This window comes from Paenibacillus sp. AN1007 (assembly GCF_040702995.1).
Lineage (GTDB): Bacteria > Bacillota > Bacilli > Paenibacillales > Paenibacillaceae > Paenibacillus.
On sequence record NZ_CP159992.1, the window covers coordinates 2909291 to 2930703 of the forward strand.

14 protein-coding genes are annotated in these 21413 nt (G+C 48.2%); 3 read left to right on the forward strand and 11 right to left on the reverse strand.

The window, feature by feature from the left end; all coding sequences use genetic code 11:
• Positions 1-93: 93 nt before the first annotated feature.
• The 3 genes from ABXS70_RS12825 to ABXS70_RS12835 form a co-directional block, all read right to left on the reverse strand.
• The gene (locus tag ABXS70_RS12825) at positions 94-1575 is read right to left on the reverse strand and encodes a DHA2 family efflux MFS transporter permease subunit (RefSeq protein ID WP_366296636.1); all 1482 of its coding nucleotides are present in this window, start codon (positions 1573-1575) and stop codon (positions 94-96) included.
• Between the two features lie 71 nt (positions 1576-1646).
• Positions 1647-2234, reverse strand: coding sequence for a TetR/AcrR family transcriptional regulator (locus ABXS70_RS12830; protein WP_342555874.1), 588 nt, complete (start codon positions 2232-2234; stop codon positions 1647-1649).
• Between the two features lie 205 nt (positions 2235-2439).
• Positions 2440-3366, reverse strand: coding sequence for an NAD(P)/FAD-dependent oxidoreductase (locus ABXS70_RS12835; RefSeq protein WP_366296188.1), 927 nt, complete (start codon positions 3364-3366; stop codon positions 2440-2442).
• A gap of 427 nt (positions 3367-3793) precedes the next feature.
• On the opposite strand from ABXS70_RS12835, the gene cyoE reads away from it, so the two are divergent.
• Positions 3794-4723, forward strand: coding sequence for a heme o synthase (gene cyoE / locus ABXS70_RS12840; RefSeq protein ID WP_366296190.1), 930 nt, complete (start codon positions 3794-3796; stop codon positions 4721-4723).
• 121 nt (positions 4724-4844) lie between these two features.
• Here cyoE and ABXS70_RS12845 read toward each other — a convergent pair whose 3' ends face one another.
• From ABXS70_RS12845 to ABXS70_RS12855, 3 genes are all read right to left on the reverse strand, one after another.
• Positions 4845-6614: an ABC transporter ATP-binding protein gene (locus tag ABXS70_RS12845; protein WP_342555871.1), complete on the reverse strand. Its 1770-nt coding sequence runs from the start codon at positions 6612-6614 to the stop codon at positions 4845-4847.
• On the reverse strand, positions 6611-8356 hold the full coding sequence (locus ABXS70_RS12850) for an ABC transporter ATP-binding protein (protein WP_342555870.1): 1746 nt from the start codon (positions 8354-8356) through the stop codon (positions 6611-6613). The genes ABXS70_RS12845 and ABXS70_RS12850 overlap by 4 nt, the downstream gene beginning before the upstream one ends.
• Positions 8357-8969: 613 nt before the next feature.
• Positions 8970-10208, reverse strand: coding sequence for an MFS transporter (locus tag ABXS70_RS12855; protein WP_366296193.1), 1239 nt, complete (start codon positions 10206-10208; stop codon positions 8970-8972).
• 160 nt (positions 10209-10368) lie between these two features.
• Between ABXS70_RS12855 and ABXS70_RS12860 the strand changes: the two genes are divergently transcribed.
• A complete protein-coding gene (locus ABXS70_RS12860; RefSeq protein ID WP_366296195.1) occupies positions 10369-11793 on the forward strand; it encodes an ABC transporter substrate-binding protein in 1425 nt (474 codons plus the stop codon).
• On the forward strand, positions 11709-12143 hold the full coding sequence (locus ABXS70_RS12865) for a hypothetical protein (protein WP_366296197.1): 435 nt from the start codon (positions 11709-11711) through the stop codon (positions 12141-12143). Before ABXS70_RS12860 ends, ABXS70_RS12865 begins: the two co-directional genes overlap by 85 nt.
• A gap of 130 nt (positions 12144-12273) precedes the next feature.
• Here the strand turns inward: ABXS70_RS12865 and ABXS70_RS12870 are convergent, their stop codons facing one another.
• From ABXS70_RS12870 to ABXS70_RS12890, 5 genes are all read right to left on the reverse strand, one after another.
• Positions 12274-14670: a polyprenyl synthetase family protein gene (locus ABXS70_RS12870; RefSeq protein WP_366296199.1), complete on the reverse strand. Its 2397-nt coding sequence runs from the start codon at positions 14668-14670 to the stop codon at positions 12274-12276.
• A 130-nt stretch (positions 14671-14800) separates the two neighbouring features.
• Positions 14801-15598 (reverse strand): sulfite exporter TauE/SafE family protein, encoded by a 798-nt coding sequence (locus ABXS70_RS12875; RefSeq protein ID WP_342555866.1) that lies wholly within the window; start codon positions 15596-15598, stop codon positions 14801-14803.
• A gap of 874 nt (positions 15599-16472) precedes the next feature.
• Complete coding sequence (locus ABXS70_RS12880) at positions 16473-16796, reverse strand: cupin domain-containing protein (RefSeq protein ID WP_342555865.1); 324 nt, start codon at positions 16794-16796, stop codon at positions 16473-16475.
• Between the two features lie 87 nt (positions 16797-16883).
• Positions 16884-20111 (reverse strand): polysaccharide lyase family 8 super-sandwich domain-containing protein, encoded by a 3228-nt coding sequence (locus ABXS70_RS12885; RefSeq protein WP_342555864.1) that lies wholly within the window; start codon positions 20109-20111, stop codon positions 16884-16886.
• A gap of 79 nt (positions 20112-20190) precedes the next feature.
• On the reverse strand, positions 20191-21387 hold the full coding sequence (locus ABXS70_RS12890; RefSeq protein WP_342555863.1) for a glycoside hydrolase family 88 protein: 1197 nt from the start codon (positions 21385-21387) through the stop codon (positions 20191-20193).
• Between the last annotated feature and the right edge of the window lie 26 nt (positions 21388-21413).

Genomic DNA, 21413 nt, shown 5'->3' on the forward strand with positions numbered 1-21413 from the left:
GGCATTGACTCGAAACGAGATGATTTATGAAACGAAGCAAAAGAGCGATGTACCCTTCAACAAAGGGTCATCGCTCTTCTTCCATTCTTCGTTTTAGTGCATCGAGCTTTTCTGTTTCTCGGCCGATCCAACCTTCACTCTTTTCACAAATAATGCAATGACGAAACCAACGAGGGCCAGAACAAGTGCAAAGACAAACGCATTCTGTACACCTGATGTGAATCCCGCGAGGATATTCTCAGGGTTTTGCGGATTATCTACGCTTTTCAGGAATCGAGTCTGTCCGGCACTCAGAATACTAACAGCAACAGCTGTACCAATGGCACCCGACACCTGCTGAAGTGTATTCATAATTGCCGTACCATGAGGGTAGTACTCACGCGGCAGTTGATTCAATCCGTTCGTCTGTGCAGGCATCATCACCATTGAAATTCCGATCATCATGAAGACATGAAGCATAATAATCTGGATCAGAGGTGTCGTCGCTTCGATGCCTGTGTATAGGAACAGCACAACTGCTACGACCGCCATTCCGATGATCACGAGCCACTTCGGTCCAAACTTGTCGAATAATCGGCCCATGACTGGAGACAAAAATCCATTGAGCAGGCTTCCTGGCAGCAGAACCAGTCCTGCGGTAAGTGCCGTAACCGCCATCCCCTGCTGCAGATACATAGGCAGAATGAGCATGGAGGATAGAATCATCATCATACAAATAAAGACGAGCAGCAGACCAATCGTAAACATCGGATATTTGAACGCTCTAAGATCCATTACAGGTTGTTTCATCCTTAACTGACGGATACTGAACAATAGCAGTGCGACGATACCGATGACAAGCGTGGCAATCACGATCGGGCTCGTCCAGCCTCCGCCAGACTCACCATGCCCACCTGCGCTGCTGAAGCCATACACGATCCCGCCAAAGCCGAGTGTAGACAAAACTATCGACAGCACATCGATTTTAGGCTTGGTCAGCTTGGAGATGTTCGGCAGGAACAGCAGTCCGCACACCAGGGAGATCAGGAAAAAGGGCAGCGAAATCCAGAAAATCCAGTGCCAGCTTAAGTTTGCCAGAATCAGACCGGAAATACTCGGACCGCTCGCTGGTGCAAACATAATGACAAGACCAATCAAACCCATTGCCGCTCCCCGCTTTTCAATGGGGAAGATGACCAAAATGGTGTTAAACATCAGCGGCAGCAGCAGTGCTGTGCCGACTGCTTGCAGCACACGCGCTGTCAACAAAATTTCAAAGCCCGGTGCAAGTGCAGCAACCAATGTTCCTGCAATAGAAAATATTAATGATGTGGTAAATAACTGTCTGGTCGTAAACCACTGCAGCAGCAGGCCTGAAACAGGCACCAGAACACCAAGTACAAGCAGATATCCTGTAGTTAACCATTGAATGGCTGTTGGTCCGACCTCAAGCAGACCCATTAGCGGTGTCAGAGCGACATTTAGCGCCGTTTCACCAAATAAACCTATAAACCCGCTCAGCAGCATGGCGAACAAAATCGGGAAAACCTTGTACTGCTGTGTTTCTTGCTGATCTTTTGCTGTATCAGCCTTCATGGAAGCCTCCACGATCCCATCCTCCTCAAACGTATCCTGCGATTTCTTTTTTCTCTCTCTCTTGGTACAACCTATTGATTCTGCTGGACATTCTTCGCTACAACTGACAAATAATCGGCAGCCGTCAGCAGGGGCTGTTTATCCTGATTGGTCAGAGTAATGATCAATGCGCCTTCCATCAGAGAAATAACCAGCAGCGCTGTCTCCCGAGCCTTCTCTTCACTCATACCATCCAGCATAAGATGCCTGGCTATGATTTCCTGCCATCCTGCAAACACGTTCTGTGATGCCGTACGCAGCTGTTGACTGATACAGGAAGTCTCCACCGCAGCCCAGAAACTGAATGGCAGAAATCCCGTGTAATCTGAGGCTTCGGCTTCATATGCCATATCATAAATGAATTGCCGGATTCCTTCTGCAGTCGTCTCATGGGCCGTGAAGGTTTCCTCAAACTTTTGCATAATGTGTGCATTAGCTGATTGAATGCATTCGAGAGCCAGTTCTTCTTTTCCCTGTGGAAAATAATGATATAACGAACCTTTCGGCGTGTTACTCTCCTTAATGATCTGATTCAGACCGGTCGCATGATACCCTTGTGAAAAAAACAGTCTCGCCGCTGTGCCAACGATAAGATCTCTGGCATTGGACTTTTCACTCAAAGAAAGCCACTTCCTTCAATAAATTATAACAATCGGTCTATATAATTAAAATCGCTCACAGGCATCATGTCAATGCTTTTATTTTAAATTTTACGAAAAAATGACACTTCCGAACAAAGTACGGCCAAAAGTAAAACCGCCTGCTCGTCGATATTTCCCTCCAACTTAAGCTGACGGTTTTGCTTTGTATGTTTACTTCATATGCTTACGTCCTATCTCCATCCCACGCTTCAAAATTCAACTCATTGTTAATACTTACGGCAGTTAATGCTCCTAATGAGGCTGCCGTGATCGCTTGATACAGTTCAGATGCCGCATCACCGGCACTAAACACACCAGGCACAGATGTTTTTCCTTGCGGATCTACAACGATGGTCCCCGTCTCCGTCACATCGCATCCAAGCATTTTGGGCAAATCGGAGCCTGTCTGGAGTTTGGGCTGAAAGAAGATTCCCGTACAAGGAATTCGGGTTCCATCCGTAAGTTCAACTGCGCTGACCATCCCCTCTTCAGATATAATGGTTTGTATCGGGCCTTCATATACTTGGATACCATGACGTGTCAGCTCCTGCAGTTGTTCTTCTTGTAACGAATCGTTTCCATTAAGACAAAGCGTATACTGACTTGTCCAACCGGAGATTACTTTGGCCATATGTAATGCATGGGCTGCACTGATAATGATAACAAGCTGCTGATCCCGTAGTTCCCAGCCATCACAATAAGGACATACAAAAGCACTTTTCCCATAAACTTCGGATAAACCCGTAATATCCAATGGCAGGTCTCTTTTACCTACGGCAAATAAAATCTTTTTGGCCTCATACTGCCTTCCCTCGGCTGTTACAATAACAAACTCACCGTCATGTCCTGTTATGTCCGTCACTGTATCTGATGCAAATTGCACCGTAGGATACGCAGAGATTTCTTCTTTCGCAATCCTGCGGAATTCGCGAGGGCTCACTCCATCCATGGTTAGAAAACCATGTGTTTCCTGCGTAACCCAGTTCCGGGGTTTCTGATTATCGATGACCATCACATGTTTTCTGGCTCTGCCAAGCACCAGAGAAGCATTAAGCCCCGCTGGCCCTCCCCCTATAATAACGACATCCAATTGATGCTGCTCTTTATGCATACATAACACCCTTTCCAGATATTTAATATCTCTAAATGTAAAAAAATTTTTCTCTTCCATATAGTAAGGAACATTAGAGAAGTGAACCTGTGAGATATCTAATAGCATCCGATTTAACATTTAATGAAGTACATTTATGATGCCGAATCATAATATCTATTAAGGATATCTTATATCTACAATACAGTTAAAGAATGAAATTTGCAATATTTTTATTTCATTTCTACAATGAAAGCATGACAATCTCATGAAAAATAACCTTGTAGCACAGAAGTGTCGTTTTAACAATTAAAAAAGTTCTTGTTTTTAAATTGTTCACAATCAAATGACATTATTATAAATACTCGAATGTTATCTAAATCACAGCGTGAATTGAATGATATAATAGGCTCATATTATATTAAGTATATATATAGGAAGTGAGCACTTGAAAACATTGAATAATGAATCACAACCCAATATCAGCCTGGAGTACAGCTCGATTCCAAAAGTATTTTTCGATACGATCAAAATTGGAATCATCAAGTCCAACTTGATCGCCATGTTCGCAGGTTTAAGTCTAGCTTTATATGTGTTTGATGCATCGGTTACCGCTAATATCATTCCGATTTTGCTTTCGTTCCTCGGCTCTTCTTTTATTATTGGAGCTGCCGGCGTGTTCAACAATCTGTATGATCGGGACATTGATGCGATTATGGAACGTACGAAGAAACGCCCTACAGTTACAGGTCGTGTGGACACCAAGGCAGGTCTGATTCTCGGGATCACGATTACGTTGATTGGTGCTGTCATGCTATACATTGCATCGCCGTCAGCTGCTGTTTTTGGCCTGCTTGGCCTGCTGCTCTATGTGTTCCCTTACACTATGTGGACCAAACGCACAACGATCTATAACACCGAGGTAGGCAGCCTGTCGGGTGCTGTTCCACCGCTGATTGGATGGGCAGCCATCTCACCGGAACTGGGCCATTTCGAAATCTGGGCATTGGTTGTAACGATGCTCTTATGGCAGATGCCCCACTTCTACGGTATCGCCATTCGTCGCTTTGACGAATACAAGGCGGCGGGTGTGCCTATGCTGCCTGTTGTTAAAGGGATTGGGCGCACATATGTACAGACCAACGTTTATCTGGTACTGCTGCTGCTTTCCAGCTTCCTCTTCTGGCCGATGAGTCCATTTATCGCTATTGTTGCCTTTTTGGTAAGTCTGGCTTGGCTCATTCTTAGTGTGGCTACTTTTGATAAAAAAGAAACAAAAAAATGGTCACAGCGCATGTTCATTTTTTCCATTAACCACATCACCATCATCTTCCTGGTCATCATTGCGTATTCATTGATTGCCCAAATGATGAGATAATCGTCTTTAAACTCAGTATGGAACAAAGCCCTGAAGAAAACTCGTCACGAGTTTTCTTCAGGGCTTTTTGGTCCGCTGAAATCCTTATTTTCTTTCTTGTCTTTATCCCATACAAATCATGTTATCCTACTTTCACAGGCATCTGCTCACCCTGCCATAACAGCTGCATCTCTTCATTCGTTTCCAGCAGATCCGCGAGTCTGCCTTCAGCTTCAATGCGCCCATCTTTCATGACAATAATGTGGTCTGCTTTGGTGAGCGCAGCCTTGCGGTGAGATACGGCAATACAGGTGACATCCTGCTCCTGAAACAGTCCGTCCCACACCTGCTGCTCTGTCTCCACATCGAGTGCGCTGGACAGATCATCAAAGATAAACAAATCAGCCTCGGTCATCAGCATTCGCGCGGTAGCCGACCGCTGGATCTGGCCGCCGGATAACATCACGCCTCTTGGGCCTACAGGCGTCTCAAGTCCTTGATCCAGCTGCTTGATGTCCTGATCCAGAACAGCAAGTCGAATTGCTTTTTCCAGCGCCTGATCTGCACGTATTTTCCTGCCCTGAACGATATTCTCTCGCAGCGTATCACTGAACAACCTTGGAACCTGCGGAGTATATGCGGCTCTAGGCGGCATAAGAAATGCTGCCGGATTCACCTTCTCTCCGTTCCAGAGAATTTCCCCCTGCTGCTTCGGCAGCAGTCCCAGAAGTGTACGAACAAGCGTTGATTTACCAGAGCCAATCCTGCCTGTAATGACAAGAAATTGGCCTCGCTTCAGTTTGAAACTTACATCATGTATGCCGTTAGAAGATTGCCCATACTGATAGCTGAGCCCTTTTACTTCCAGCTCATGCAGTTTCTCCTTCGAATCTCTATCCTCATGAGTCGGTTCTGGTGGATCTTCATATAGATAGATTTCCCTTTTCTCCATAATCTGATCCTCTTCACCGGGACGGAACAGCGTACGCATCCGGTCATAGGATACCTTGAGCCTTTTATGCTGAAACACCATATATCCGAATAGTGAAATGCTGAACCCGATATTGACGAGATAACTGGTAAACAAGGCGAAATCGCCAACAGTAAAGTGACCCGCCTTCATTTCGGCGGCGCACATCAACAGAATAAGTCCGGTGCATATACTCAATACATTCTGATTGAGTGACTTCATCCATTGTTTGAACATATTATCCCGCAGCGCTGCCTGCCTGCGTTCCTCATTCAGCCGATTAAAACGCGCAGAGACATGTTCCACCGCCTGCCCAAGCTTCAGTGCCTGCACAGCCCCGAATGTCTCTGCAATAAAACTGGTAATTCTTCCTGTCGCTTCACGATTAACCTGTGCATACTTTCGTGCACGATTACCCGACAAGTTATTCAGCAGTGTCACGATCAACAGCGGTAAAACGGCAACCAGCGTAATCTGCCAGTTAATGTTCGCCATAATAACAATCGATACCACCGCGAAAACCAGACGCCCCCAAAAATCAACCCAGGATTCTATATATTCGACCACTTCATCCACGTCATCCCGAAAACGGCTCATCGCTTCACCGGGTGAAGCGGGTAGATTACGCCCCGGCCAGCGCATGATACCAGCCAGCATATTGGTTCGCAAAATCGTTTGAATATGATACATGTACGTGACCCAGGCATGAAAAGCAGCAAAGAATGTACCGACCCGCGTCAGACGAAACAGCGCAATCACAATCAGCGGCACGGCAAGCCACATATAATCAGCATTTCCAGTCGCTGTCCGGTCAAAAAACCACTGCATCCCAAGCCCCATTGCCAGAGGGAGCGAATGAAATACACACCATAACACGCCGTTAATCAGAAACAGGTAGGGCTTAAAGCGAAATAACCGCCCTATAAATCCGGTTATATTCATGCCAATTCCTCCTCTCGTCCGGTAATCAGAAGTCGTGCATAATGGGAGGACGGATCACGTGCGAGTTCTTCTCTTGCTCCAAATTCCAGCAGTTTGCCCCCGCCCAAAACCATAATTTTATCTACCTTCTCCAGTGTGGCCAGCCGGTGTGCGATAATAATGCCTGTGGATCGCTTCATTAATTCATCAATGGCAGATTGAAGCATGCTTTCGGTTGCGGCATCAAGCCGCGAAGAAGGCTCATCCAGAATCACCAGACTGGGCTCTGTCAGAAACACACGGGTTAGTGCAAACAGCTGGGCTTCCCCCGCAGATAACGAAGCACCGCCGGCAGTCAGATGTGTATCCAGCCCTTCAGGCTGTGTTTCGATCCACTGATGCAGGCCCAGCCGTTCTGTCGTTTGATGGATCATCGCATCCGACACCTCCGGATTGAACAAGGTTAGATTATCACGCAGTGTACCATCAAACAGCTGCACATCCTGCGTAACCATACCCACTCTGCGATAGAGAGCCTGCATCGAAAGCTTCGTGATATCTGTGCCGCCTATGCGGATGGTACCGCGATCCAGATTGTACAGACGCAGGAGCACACGGCTAAGACTGGATTTACCGCTCCCCGTACGTCCGATGATCCCGAGACGTTCCCCCGGTTTCACCGCAAACGTGATGTCCTGCAGCACAGGTTTATCCTGATTGTAACTGAAGTGCACCTGATTAAACTCAAGTCCGAGCGGACCATCAGGCAGTTCCTCCTCTGTACCGTCCTGAATCTCGCTTTGTAAAGACAGCAGTTCACGGGAACGAAGCATACCGGATTTAGCCTTTTGAAATTCCTGCACCTGATCGCCAAGCAGTTCAATCGGTTCATTCAGCATCTGGCTGTATTGATAGATCAAAAACAAGGTTCCGATGCTGATCATGCCCTCAATATAGTAGTGCACACCAAGCAGCAGAACAACCGTCACGGAAATAATAAACATGACAACCGTGGTGTTCCAAGGAATCACTCGAAGCATCCACGCCTTCCGCCCTTTTTGAAAAACCTTACGCATCGTGCGATAGAAGCGGTTCATCACATAAGGTACATGTCCATTCGCCTGCACATCCTCAATTCCCGCAATTCGCTCCTCAATCAAGCTGAACAAAGATGCGCTGGCGGCTCGCTCATTTTTGGAAGACTCGACCCCAAGGTTGCGTATAATCACCATAAACAGAATGGATAACAGCGTAAATACCGTCATGACTAGAGCAATCGGGACATTAATCGAAAACATAAATCCCAGAATACCCGCCAGCAGGACAAAACTCCCGATCACCTGCACGATAAACATGGCGAAAAAATTGGAGATGCTGGTCACATCGCCATCTACCCGTTCGATCATCTCTCCCGGGGTTTTAACATTATGAAAACGCATATCCAGCCGCAGACAATGCTTCAGCAGATCTCCGCGCATCCGGTTCGTCGCGCGCCAGGCCACATCATTGCCAAGGTAACTGACAGCTATCGTAATAAGCTGATTGGTTACAGCCACCAGCAGGAAAAGCCCCGCCAGCCGCATCAAATCCATAAGTACACCGCCGCCTGCTGCTGTATCTATGAATCGTTGAATGATCTGTGGATTGAGAAGCTGCAGTCCTGTTGATGTCAGCAGCATAATCAGCAGCACAGCCAGCTTTCCTTTCACCGGCTTTAAATATCGCAGAAGCCAAGACATGGAGTGTTTCTCTATTTTGGACATCAGCCCCGCTCCTTTAACTTTTCGTTGGTTTTCTTTTTAAAGCAGCCCGGAAACCAGGTTACTGTATGTGTGAATGACTTGTCATCCGAGTTTATATGTTCGCTATGATGAATCGTGCAGCAGTTTGATGTAATTAAAAAAACCTCCAGATGAAACGTTTGCATTACGATGGTTAATCATGGTTCATTCTCCTTTTCTGTTTAAAATCATGTCATCAACACCAGCTAATCATTCCAACAGATTCGACTTCCCTTGCTCCTTTCCATGTGAACAGATGAACGGAATGAAAAAAAGCCATAGATGAATGAAGTTCATCTACAGCTTGATCGGATTGAAAAGCCAGCCAGAGAAAAATAATCCAGCTTCTTCTCTGATTCGCAGTATGAATGAGCGTCCAGACGGGGTTGCAGTAAGCTGGACTGTTCAAACGTGGTCAACACGCTACCAGAATAATGTCACTATGCTCATGCATATTCAATTATTGTTTTCGGTACCTGCATTGGCTGACCAATCATTTTTATCCCACCCGTTTCACATATTTGTTGTTTATTGTATTCGCTCATTCTTTATACGTCAACATAATTATTAACTGAATTGTTATTTACTTCATCCATCAGGCCCCAACATGAAGCGGATCGGCGGACTGTTTTTCCCGAAGGACGAGGCGTTTGTGTGCAGTATACAAGAAGGGAACGCCGAGTGCCGTTGTCAATGCAATCGGGATAAACACAGACGGTCCATTCGCTGCGCCAAACTGACTTAACAGAAGCCCACCAATCACCGGAGCTGCTACATTCCCGATATTATTAAAGCCGATGGTACCAAAGTACGTGCCTTTCCATTCGGGTTTTGCGATCCGGTCAATCAGCATATCCATCATGGTAAACAGCAGTACTTCGCCTACGGTAAACACAATGACACTGACCATCATCAGCAGGATGCCTTGGGCCAAACCAAAAAGCAGCAGACTCGCAGCAACGAGCAGATTTCCCAGAATAAGCGGCACCAGGGGCGGTGCGTTGCGGAAGGCACGAACCAGCGGATATTGAATCACAAGTACCGTAACCGCATTAAGCGAAAGCATATACGAGAACATCTGACTTCCATTTTCAAAAATGGGACTTCTCGCCAAATACTGCGCCAATGTAGAGCTAAAGTGTCCGTAACCCAGCACACAAAAGGTGGTACCAATCAATACGGGCAGGAATACCGGGTCTCGTCCGGTTGTCATGAACGCTTCTCGCAGCCGAGGTGCAGCCGTTTCAACACGTCCCGGCAGATTCGCGTGCTGCAGTCTGAACTGCACATACAAAATCAGGCCGTAAGCGATATAAACAAGCCCTGAAATGACAAAAGGGAATGTCGATTCGGATGATCCCAGCTGAAAACCGATGATCGGTCCGAACACAACCCCGAGATTAATAGCAGCATATCTCAGATTAAAAACCAGCAGCTTGTTCTGTGGTGAAGTAATATCCGACAAAAGAGCCCTTGAGGTTGGCTCGAATACAGCTCGGCATAAACCATTTAACGTATTCGCGACAAAGAAAACCCACAGATGCTCTGCTGCTGCGAAAATAAAAAATACGGCAGCCCAGCTGAACACCGAAACCATCATCACGATTTTCCGGCCAATCCGGTCCGATATATACCCCCCGTAAAAGCTGACCAGCACTCCTGCGAGCGAGCTTACAGCAACGGTGATCCCGGTTTGAGTCGGAGTCGCTTCAAGCACACGCGTCAGATAGATCGACAGAAACGGGATGCTCATCGAGGTCACGAGGCGTCCGAACATCGTTCCGATAATAATAGTCCATGCCAACGGGTGAATCTGTTTTAGATAATGGTTCATCTTTCATTTCTCCTATCATGCTGCTTTTCTCTATCTATCGCGCTGTATCAAAAATGGATGAATTCCGTCATCCTGATATGTATAATTGTATGGATAAAAGGGGGAAGTAAAAGTGTAATAATTCATTGTCCCTTTTCACCTTTTTAGAGGAGAGCCGCATATGGATACAATACACACCCATTTTCTAAGACTGGCAGACACGCCGCATCTCTCGCTTAAGTTGAATGAACCTGCGCGCGTCACGATCGACCACCTTTCTTCTATTCTCTGCTGCACCCCGCGGAATGTGAAATTCATTCTGCGCAAGCTGGAGGAACAGCACTTTATCCATTGGAAAGCTGGGCGGGGACGCGGACATCACTCGGAGCTGACGCTGCTGCGAAGTCTGAACGATGCCATGGAATTTCACTTCACGGACCTATTATCCAAAGGCAAAGTAAAAGAAGCCATCGAACTGATCGGAAGCGTCAGAATCGATGACGTGCTGCGGGAAAAACTCATGCTCTCTCTTCATCAGCAGATGGGATTCCGCAGTTACAACGAAACAGCTTCGGGCCAAGATACCCTCCGCATGCTGCGCTCTCGTCAGCTTGGTAATCTGGACCCGGCTTCCGTGTATACCGCCTTTGAAACGTATTTGCTGGGACAAGTATGCAGTACGCTGATTACCTATGATGCGCACGCGAATACCTTCCTGCCCTCACTCGCACATACATGGGAATGCAGCAGCGATCATCGGGAATGGATATTTTATTTACGTAAAGGAGTTCGGTTCCATGACGGCCGCATCATGACCTCGCACGATGTCCAGGCTTCTTTGAACCGGCTGTTTGCCACGAACTGTCCATCTCTTTGGCTGTACCGGGATATCGAGCGCACAGAAGTGAGTAGTGATTACTGCATCAAGTTTGTCCTGTATCGCGCCAACCGTTTCTTTCTGCATTTATTCAGCTGTATTCGGATGACGATCCTGCCCGCAGATCATGACTCCCATTCGATGTTAGTCGGCACAGGACCATTTCAGATCACGGAGATGAGCGAAGACGTCATTAAACTCGCCGCGTTTGATGCCTACTACGGCATCCGTCCTCATCTGGATCAGGTTCATATCTGGTTTCTGCCCGAGACAGCTTCGAATGACGGTTATTATCATCTGCCCGGCACGGATCGACTCAGCCTCTCTGGAAGCAGCCATGAACTTTCGCATTATATTGATTATCCTGCACTTGGATGTCAGTATATGCTTTTTAATTTTCATGTCCCCGGCTGTCATCATACACCGTCTTTTCGTGAGGCTGTGCGCATCATTTATGATCCGGTCACACTGGTGCATGATCTGGGTGAGAACCGGATTACACCTGCCAGCAGTTTTCTGCCATGGAAAAGCGCCGTTCAGAACTGGAAGGCGCTGCGCTGGATGAGGCTCGCACACTGCTTGAACAATCCGGTTATCAAGGGGAACCGTTCCGGCTGTCTTACAAAAAGAACAAAGACTCCGATGTGGCGGAATGGCTGCAGCAGCGTGCACGTAAGATCGGGCTGCAGATTGAACTGGAACCTTTTGATGACTATCTGGATGTGGTGAAGACCTCAGATGCACCTTTGATTTTGAGAGAAGAAATTCTGGAAGACGACTGGCAGTATGGCATGATTCATTTTTTTAAAAACGAAACCAACTGTCTGCATGATTACCTGACACCCGAACTTCAATCTGTATTAGACGACTTGCTGGACCCTTTCCCGCAGCTTGCTCATAACGGGCGTACTGAACTTCTGGAACAGGCCGAGAGTGTCCTTCGCCAAAATCGCTGGCTGCTGCATGGATGTCATATGAACAAAAAGGCCGAGCTGCATCAGAGCATCTACGGCATGCAGACTTCAGAGTTTGGCTTTCTGGATATCTCGAAGCTGTGGATCAAAAATACATCATTTTAGTGCAGCCTCGAACATCACATCATGATGTACAAACCGAAACGCGAAAGAACCCTCGCTCGTCTTCAAGCGGAGCGGAGGGTTCTTCATATTTATAAGTTCGGCTTTATAAGTTCAGCAGCAAACGGAAGTATTAACGCTCACGGCCAACCAGATAATCCAGCAGATGTTTCAAAAAAGGAATCGGTCTCGGCATCTGACGTAATGCATCTGAAGCAAGGCAGTAATGCTCCCACATCGCTTTGGCTGCATCTTTCTCCCCCAGAACGGATACAAAAGTCGAATTGTTATTTCGTTCGTCCTGACCGGCAGGTTTGCCAAGGGTACGGTCATCTCCTGCATAATCCAGCAGGTCATCCCTGATTTGAAAAGCAATGCCTGCATGATAAGCGAATGTCTTCAGCGTACCGATCTCCTCTTCCTTCACTTCTGCCAAAATAGCCGGCATGACCAGTGCTGCCTCGAAGGCAATGCCCGTTTTGTAAAAACATATCTCATTCAGTTCCTCCAGCGACAGCTTTTTTCCTTTGGAACCAAGATCCAAAGCCTGCCCCATGCACATGTCCTCTGCTTTTACAGCCGAATACTGCATCAGCTTCAGCACCGTCTGCGCATCAAAGCGATGCAGTGAAGACTGCTCCCGGATCGCTCGCTGAATCAGGAACAGTCCGGTTAACTCTGCTGTCGCGCTGTTGTGCAGCTGATGAAGCGTAGAACGTCCTCGCCTTGTTGAAGCATTATCCTGTGTAGGCAGGTCATCAAAAATAAGCGAGGCTGTATGCATATACTCCATGGATCGCAGCAGCGGCATAATGGCTGACTCCGCGAGACCATACTCTTGTACGCCCATTACCCAAGTCAGGATTGGACGCAGACGTTTGCCATCCCCCTGCAGGCTGTAATTCGCAGCGTCTGTAAGCGTGCCCTTCATCTTGGGTCCTTCGCCAGGTTTGCTGATCTGCAGCTCGACATTAATCTGTTCGCGAACAGTCCGAATCGTCTGCTGGAAAGATTCCTTTTCCTTTTTATCATTGCCGAGCTGCACGACAACCTGATCCCGCAGCAGTTTGTCTAGAAAATCTACGTCATCCGCTTTCCGCACCATCTGCTGCACGATACGATTAAGTTCAGGCTGCCCTGATGCAAATATGCTCATGACTTCGTCATACTTCGCTTGTCCAAGCCGTTCTCTACAGCGCTTCAGTCCGTTAATAGCACGATCCAGGATAACCTCCCGCGCCTTGGAGTTTGAACCGTAAACGTCATGGATCAGATACGAGATGACCGCCCAATATAACTCGTAAGGGTTAATCAGGTCAGGACGCAAGTCTCGATATTTCAGATAATAGGTGTAGGGTGTCACAGCCTCGTCCTGCATATCGTCAAACATATCTGCAAAATCATCTGCCAGCTGATTATAGATGCCGTAATAAAACGTGCGCAGATCAAACCCTTCATCTTCCGGAGCACTGAGAACGGAACGAACGATTAACCGGGATGATGCCGACTTGATAATGATCGGAATGTACAGCTGCTCATTCGTGTAATGAGCATTCGAACATTTTTTGTCACGATCCATCTCCTGGGAATGAAAGAACACATAGGATTGTTCAAAAAAAGTGCGCTGCATCTCTTCACGCTGATAATCCCGAATATACTCAAAGGCTTCTCGAAGCTCGGAATGAACATACCGGATGACTTCAAGCTGCGGCCCCTTCCACTCTCCAAGATCAGGCACGATGCCTGTAAGAAGTGCTTTTCGGATCATAGCTGCATATTGTTCCTTCTCTTGAGCGGTCAGCGCTTGAGAGTCCAGAAGATCGTCGACAAAAGGATAAGTCAAGCCGTAGGAATAGCCAAGCCGGATCGCAGCATCCAGTCTCTCTATTCGTTCTTGACGCGGGGTCTCATCCGTCAATTCGTCATATACGTGCAGCACGACACCCAAAATGATTTTGATCAGTTTTCGCTGAGCCTGCGCGGCATCGAGTTCTTCAGGAAGGTTTGCTGCCGTTTGCTTTAATTTGTGCATCACCCAGATGACAGCCTCTTCGATCTGTTCTCGCTGCCCCCAGCGGTATAACGCGGCCGGACTGATGTAATCGGGCTGACGCTGGTCTTCACCCGCAGCACGTGTAAAGTACTTTTTGGTGTCCTCGACTATACGCCGAACGCTGTCTATGGTTTTCGGGGTATCCAGAGCCTGCCCCAGATCCCGCATGTAAATATATGAGATGCTTCGGTCCAGATAATCATCCAGCTTGCCCGTCATATTCATCCAGTGCATATACTGCTGCATATCCTTGGAATCCGGTTTTCTTTTGCCAGCGAGCCATGACAGCCAGCCAAACCGATGAATGTGGTTTTTCCGCCATATGCTGAAATCTTCTTGAAGTGCATCTATATGTGTGTTGTTTATCAGCTGCTTAGATAGAGTTGTAAAATACTGAGATGCTTTTTGCTCGGCGAGACGGTATGCCAAGTCAGCATTAACTTCAGATGCAGTCTGGTCCATAAGTATGTTGTTCATCGGTTGGATCCCTCAACTTCGGTTAAAAGTTAAACATGTTCCGGTCATGTTCATATCCTATATACGGAGGTTCAGCCTTTTGGTTACGTTAATTGTTTCCCGAATCGGATTGATTGACAAGATGAATAACCTAAAACATCGAGCTCCAGACTTTCACGGCTGTTACAGCAACCAGGAGAAGCAGTGCGTATCGAAGAAACCGGACATTGATCATGGAACTTACTCTGGAGCCAAGGGACGCACCGATCAAACTTCCGAGCACCGTATAAATAATCGGCTCGACAGGAATGTGTCCAACAAAAATTTTACCGATAACACCACCAATCGCAGAGATGAACACAATCGCAAGCGAGGAGGCAATGGTTGTCCGGACAGGAATCTTCAGAATGGTAAGCATCACAGGAATGAGTACAAAAGCGCCTCCAGCCCCGACGATGCCCGACACAATGCCAACGGCAAGCGAGGTGCTTGAAGCAATTATTTTATTAAACGTTAGCGGTTCGGTTGTATCCAGCCGCCCCCTGCTTGGAATAAGCATGAGTACAATAGCAAGCACAGCAAGAATGCCGTATACCAGATGAATCATCCGTTCATCCAGCAGGCCCGAGATCAAACCGCCAATCAAACTGCCCACTAAAATGCTGCTTCCCATATACAGCACCAGTCCGGGGTCAATGACAGCACCTCCCGCCTTCCCGGCTTTCGCCCTGCTGCGGAATGCAAGAACCCCTGCAAGGGACGCAAAAAATACCTGAAACATACTGATAGCAGACACTTGATGAGCTGTAAAAGGCTGCAGCCCGGCCATTTCCGGGACATACAGCAGGAGCGGGAAATTAATAATAGCCCCGCCAATGCCGAGCAGCCCGGAGAAGAACGAACCGATTAGACCCAGTATAAACATGATGAAAAACAGGAGTAGATCCATCGGTTATACGCTTCCTTTCAGAGAATAATGAGACGAATAAAAATGTACTAATTGCTTCATGAAATGATCATAAAACCACATAAAAAGCGTATACAGAGGACATGATTTCGGTTATAATACTTTAAAACCAAGTAAATTAATCAGAAATGAGTGATTAAGCATGTTCAACGTGTTGAAGACGCTTTTTGTGAATACATGTCCTCGCTGTAACGAAAAATTACAAGCACATCACGATGCATTATGCTCCATCAAAACCTGCACTCATTGTCAATATAAAGAAGAAAGCTATGGTTCCCTTGGGGTTCGCATTGTGTACGACACCACAAATGGATAAAAAGAGACACATAGTGACATTGTATCACGAACCGGGAAATTTCGGGACGATTCGACATTTTCAGAGGCTTGTGATGTATTTCTTTTCTTGTATGTAATTAAGATTCAATACCGTTATATGGTCCACGCCGGGCACTCCTCCGTTCTGTACCACTCACTTGCAGACGTTTCTGAGGTTATCTCCTCTGGGCATTCGTTCTAGCAAGCGCTTCATCCTAGAGATGACACCCATGCTGGGGTACTAGAAAAAACGCCATCACAAGACGTGATGACGTTTTTCTTCATGGAGCCCAGGGGGATCGAACCCCCGACCTCATCGCTGTGAGCGATGCGCTCTGGCGAGATGGTCAGGGGTACTGCCCTAAGAATTCATTAACATTTTCAAGATCAAATCAACTGCATTCACTCATTTATTCACGAAAGGCATATTTTCAATAGAATAAGTAAGAACTACATCTCAAGGGAAGTATATTAGGTATAGCCCGAATTTTTTTCTTCATCTTAACTGCACCTAAAAGGATCTAAAGCCATGCCTCATGGATTAGCATATCCTCAAGAGGTCCTCCCGAAGCGGTGTAAAGGTATCGAGCAACGCTCCTTCTTCAAGAGCAATGGTACCGTGGACCACCCCACCCGGTATGTTGAGAGCTTCGCCCTGGCGGAGCCAATGCTTCTCTCCATTAATCCGAAACTCAAAGCTCCCTTTCAGACAATACGTCATTTGCTCGTGGGGATGGGAATGCTCATAACCCTGCGAGCCTTTTTCAAAATGTACTTCCATCATCATTAGCGATTGACCTGGTTTGAAAATACGACGCTTCACTCCAGGCTCGGCCTGTTCCCAAACCGTGTCATCCTTCGCCATATATTATACCTCCCCTTCTATTCATACGTTTCGTTTAACTGCTTTTCTTAAGACTTGGTCAGTTCTATGCCTTTTGACGCGTTCTACTTATTGTATGATTGCCAAAACGGGACAGGCAGAAGCCAACATCTGTTCCTTGGAGCCATAAACCACGTCTCCGTTGTTTCCTGTACTGGAAGGATTGTATACCGTGAGCGACAGCGAGTCGCCGGCTGTGATCGCAGCATTTACCTGCGCAGTCACATTAATCTCCACCGGAACACCCACAGCCATTCCGGTCCAATCGCCAATTACCGTGCCTGTAGAAGGCTTGTTATTCCAGACAATATCCGTCTCTGTCCAATTCCCGGTGGCTACAGCTATAGCATTTACATTACTGGCCGCCCCAACGTAGGTCGGCACCAGCCTGATCTTGGCCTCCGAGACTGGGGAGCTGAAAGCGGACACATCAAACTGTAAATACGATGTGCGCGTATATCCGCTGGAGCTGTTCTTGACCACCAGGGAATTCACTGTACCGTAATTGGTAGCAGCATACGTACCGTCGCGTACGTAAGCATCCGCAGCCGGCAGAGCACTTAACAGATGGACAGCTGCCGAAGGCTCGCCCTCTCCCACTGTATTATACGCGGCAACCACATAATAATAGGTTGTGCCATTCAACAGTTCTGTAACTGTACCTGTTGTGGCTGTTCCTACATCCAGCGTGGAGGAATAGACTCCCGGTGTAGTGCCATATTTAATGTGATATCCGCTCGCTCCGCTGACAGGTGCCCAGCTCAGAGTCGCCTGACCCTTCCCGCCAGACAGGGCGCTAATCACTGGCGCCGCCAGATCCCCGGCATTTCCGGGCGTAAGGCCAAACCTCACATGCAGAGAACCTCCCTTTTGGCCATTCACATTAACCGAGAGCTTAATCGTTGGGCTTAATTGAGTGACGGTAATCCCCGGATCGGCCGAGAGTACACCCGAAGCGCTGCTGTTGATCTCCAGCTGAATGCTTCCGGTATTGGCCTGGGTAGGATCGGATACCGTCACCTCCGCCTCTGCCTCAGACAGCTTTAACATCACAGAAGCTTTGCTGTCACTGGTAATACCGCCGACGGTTTTGCTAACCGAATTCCAGAAGTTCACCGCTGTCAGATTCAGATGGTTCTCTTTCACTGCTTGTGCCTCTGTTGAATTCTCAAGCACTGTGTAATCCGGATTGGCCGCGTAATCCGCCGTCTGCGATGTGCTTAGATTAGGAAGCAGGGCGTACTGATAGCCCGTGTCCCCGGATGCTGTCCCGTGGTCGAACCATATCGTCTGGAACCGGTTCGTCAGCGTATCAGTAGCCAGAGAGCTGGAGTGGATATCCGTCCACTTGCCGGTGCGCGTCTCGCGCAGCGTCTTCACCGTCGGTGCTTCGGGGAAATAGTACCCCATATCCGATCCGCTGGCCGTATTGCCTGTAAGGTGCATCCAATTCACACTGGTATTCGTCTGTGTTCCTTGCGTAAGGGAGGTGGATTGCGCCGTTCCATTCACCTCGAAGGCATTGCTTCCTGTCCCATTCAGCTTGCGGTTATCGACAATCGTCTCGATCTTTCTGCCCGAAGTGCTTGTAATTCCTGCTCCAAGGGCGACAATCTCATCGTCGAACATGAACCAGGACTTCTTGCCGGTCAGCGTTCCACCGTATGGATCGAGCTGCATGCCAGCAATGCCATACGTTCCATCACTTGCGCCGCCTACCCAATTCACCCTGGTCGTAGCACTCTGTCCGACCGCATTGGCGAGTGTTCCCGTATCCACCGTCGTGCCTGCCAGCCTGTACGGATTGACCGTTGGCCAGTAGTTATCATCGTACTGACTGAGATCCTGATTGTAGATATAGGTCATGCCGTCGCCCATATGCCAGCCATGCAGATTATCCCCGTTGATCGATTCGTACCGGGCAATCCGGCTGGAGGACATCGCAAGCCCAAAGCCAATACCCGGACGAAGGTGTATGAACCGATCGGACTCAGGGAAAGCAATATTTCCGATGAGTTCTCCCCGGGCGGCAGTCGAAGTATCACTCATCAGTTCCTTGGCCAGCTTGATGTAGAAAATCGAGTTACCTCCGCTGATAAAGCTTCGGTACGTATCCTTCTCAATCCATTCCTTAACCATACTCCGATAATCGTTAGCATTGGATGCAGGCACGAAGGAGCTTAAGAGTAGGATCGATTGCATTGCAGCAAAACCATAGTAGTGATCATCTGCGGTGGAATAGGCGATGGTTCGCCCACGCAGCATGGACATCAGCGAGCCGTTGTAGATCCCCGGTTCATAGGTGTCATATACCCACTCATACAGATTGTCGCTTTCCGGGTCTGTTATTTCCCAAATGGAGCCATTCAGCAGGTAGACGAAATTGACAATGTACTGTAAGTATGTCGTCCCATAATTGCCGAAGTAAGGATGCTTGGTATGCTGAATGAACGAGCCGTCAGTATGCATGCCGTCTCCTGTACTCACATAGGAAAATACGTTATTCACTCCACTTGTGGAGGTTGAGAGTGTGGTAGCGTCGCTGAGTCCATCTCTGCCAAGCGCGACCGCCGCGCTATCTTTGATCAGAATGCCACGAAGTGTAACCACCCAGCTTTTCTCCACACGATTTGCCCCGGTAGCGGTAGCGCTGTTTTGGGGAGCCCGGTTTGGATCAGGGGTGAATTTGTTGATTGCATTCATATAGTTGGTAATTCGCGCTTCGGTTAAGTCGTCATACATCAGCACGACAGCATCCAGCAGTCCCCTTGGACCGGACAGCTCCCAGTGATACCAGTTATTGTAGATGGTTAGATCGGGGTTGTAACGGTTCGCGTACATCCAGTCCAAGGCTCCAATGATATCGTCGCGCAGCGCGGTGTTCTCATAGAGCGGATTGTAGGCCGGTGAATCGGGATCACTGCTTCCGACTGTCGCATAGGCCAGCGCCATTGACCGGATCCGGTTATATTGATAGACGATTTCCGCAGAGACTGTTGTGCTGGTCAGATCCGTCCATAGACAACCGCAGCTCGTCTGGTTCGAGCCCGTTTGGAGCGTATCCCAGAAGCCGGTCCCTTCGTCATTTTGTACCACGCTAACAGTGAGTCCAATTTGGTTGGCAATGTCGGGATCCTCAATGTCTGCAAACGAATCGCCTGTGAGCACAGTCTTCCACTTTTCTCTGAGCGTATCGAATTCATCAGCGGCCATCACTCGGGGTAAAGCGCTTCCTATGGTACCGAACAGCGAAAAAATAAGAACAAACAAGCTTATATATGAAATCGTTCTTCTCACCTCACATCAGCCTCCCGGTTTCGAATTCTAACTAGCTGTACGTTTAGACTGCCATGGCCTGGCATAGCTTGCTTCCAGATTACAGAACCGCAGCATTGTCCGCCTGTGGACGCTCATACCAGTAACCCGGTATACCATTCCAGATCCGCATCAACGCTTCCAGATAATAATAGTCGCCCCATATCATATAGCCGTCGAGTCCCAGATCACCTCTTACATAATAGGAGCCGTGGTCGATCAGTCCTTCCGCCTCCGGATGTCCAATGGTCGAAAATGCTCCCGTCAGAGCTTCCATCGTCCGGTATAAAGCGGCTTGCAACTGTGGCCGCAGCTCGTCATCCGGTTCCAGTAGGGACAGCAGCTCCAGCAAGCCGCATGCCGCAATGGCCGAGGCGGAGCTGTCCCGGATGGTATCCTTGTCAACGGGGACGTCGAAATCCCAATAGACCACTCCATCTTCGGGGATGCGCTCGATAAAATAGCGGGCCATTCGCTTCGACGTTTCCAGATAATCCGGATCGCCGGTATAGCGATAGGAAAGAGCGAAACCATAGATACCCCATGCCTGACCCCGCGTCCATGTCGAGCCGTCCCGGAAGCCCTGATGGGTCCCCCCACGAATGGCCCCTCCGTCGTGTGGGTCAAAATAGAACGTATGATACGACGAATCATCCCCTCTTACGAGAAAACGGCGAGCCTTTTCCGCATGTGCCTTTGCAATAACCGCATATCTGTCATTCCCCGTCATGGACCCCGCCCAATACAGCAAGGGTAGGTTCATCAGACAATCGATGATGATCCGTCCTCCATTCTCCGGATCACCCTCCGGTCCCCAGGCCTGAATGACTCCCGCAGTCTCTCTCCATCTGCCAAGCAGATGATCGGCCGCACGCAGCGTGAGTGACTTGAAAGCCTCATTACCTGTAACTACCCAACCGGCAAAGGCGGAAGGACCATACAGGAATCCAATATCATGATGATCCAGCAGCACCTTCGCCTCAAGCCGTGCTGCAAAGTCGTTCACCTGCAGCTCGGCTTGCTGCCTGAAGTAAGGATCACCGTCATACTCATAACAGAGCCATACAAGTCCGGTGTAGAAACCTTCGATCCAGTCCTCATTCGAACCCCAGTCATACTCTTTATTCCTTCCCATTCCGATATGGGGAAAATCTCCGCCGTGCCGCTGCAAATTCGCCTTCACTTTGGCTACGGCGTCTTCGATAGCGCTTTTGATTCGCCGCTTGTCCGGCAGCGCCGGAATTGGTTCTGTGACCATGTAAAATCCATCCTTTCACGACATCG

Coding starts and splice junctions, on each gene's coding strand:
- ABXS70_RS12825 (WP_366296636.1), bottom strand. CDS start 1,575: ATGAAGGCTGATACAGCAAAAGATCAGCAAGAAACACAGCAGTACAAG.
- ABXS70_RS12835 (WP_366296188.1), bottom strand. CDS start 3,366: ATGCATAAAGAGCAGCATCAATTGGATGTCGTTATTATAGGGGGAGGG.
- ABXS70_RS12845 (WP_342555871.1), bottom strand. CDS start 6,614: ATGAATATAACCGGATTTATAGGGCGGTTATTTCGCTTTAAGCCCTAC.
- ABXS70_RS12850 (WP_342555870.1), bottom strand. CDS start 8,356: ATGTCCAAAATAGAGAAACACTCCATGTCTTGGCTTCTGCGATATTTA.
- ABXS70_RS12855 (WP_366296193.1), bottom strand. CDS start 10,208: ATGAACCATTATCTAAAACAGATTCACCCGTTGGCATGGACTATTATT.
- ABXS70_RS12860 (WP_366296195.1), top strand. CDS start 10,369: ATGGATACAATACACACCCATTTTCTAAGACTGGCAGACACGCCGCAT.
- ABXS70_RS12870 (WP_366296199.1), bottom strand. CDS start 14,670: ATGAACAACATACTTATGGACCAGACTGCATCTGAAGTTAATGCTGAC.
- ABXS70_RS12875 (WP_342555866.1), bottom strand. CDS start 15,598: ATGGATCTACTCCTGTTTTTCATCATGTTTATACTGGGTCTAATCGGT.
- ABXS70_RS12880 (WP_342555865.1), bottom strand. CDS start 16,796: ATGGCGAAGGATGACACGGTTTGGGAACAGGCCGAGCCTGGAGTGAAG.
- ABXS70_RS12890 (WP_342555863.1), bottom strand. CDS start 21,387: ATGGTCACAGAACCAATTCCGGCGCTGCCGGACAAGCGGCGAATCAAA.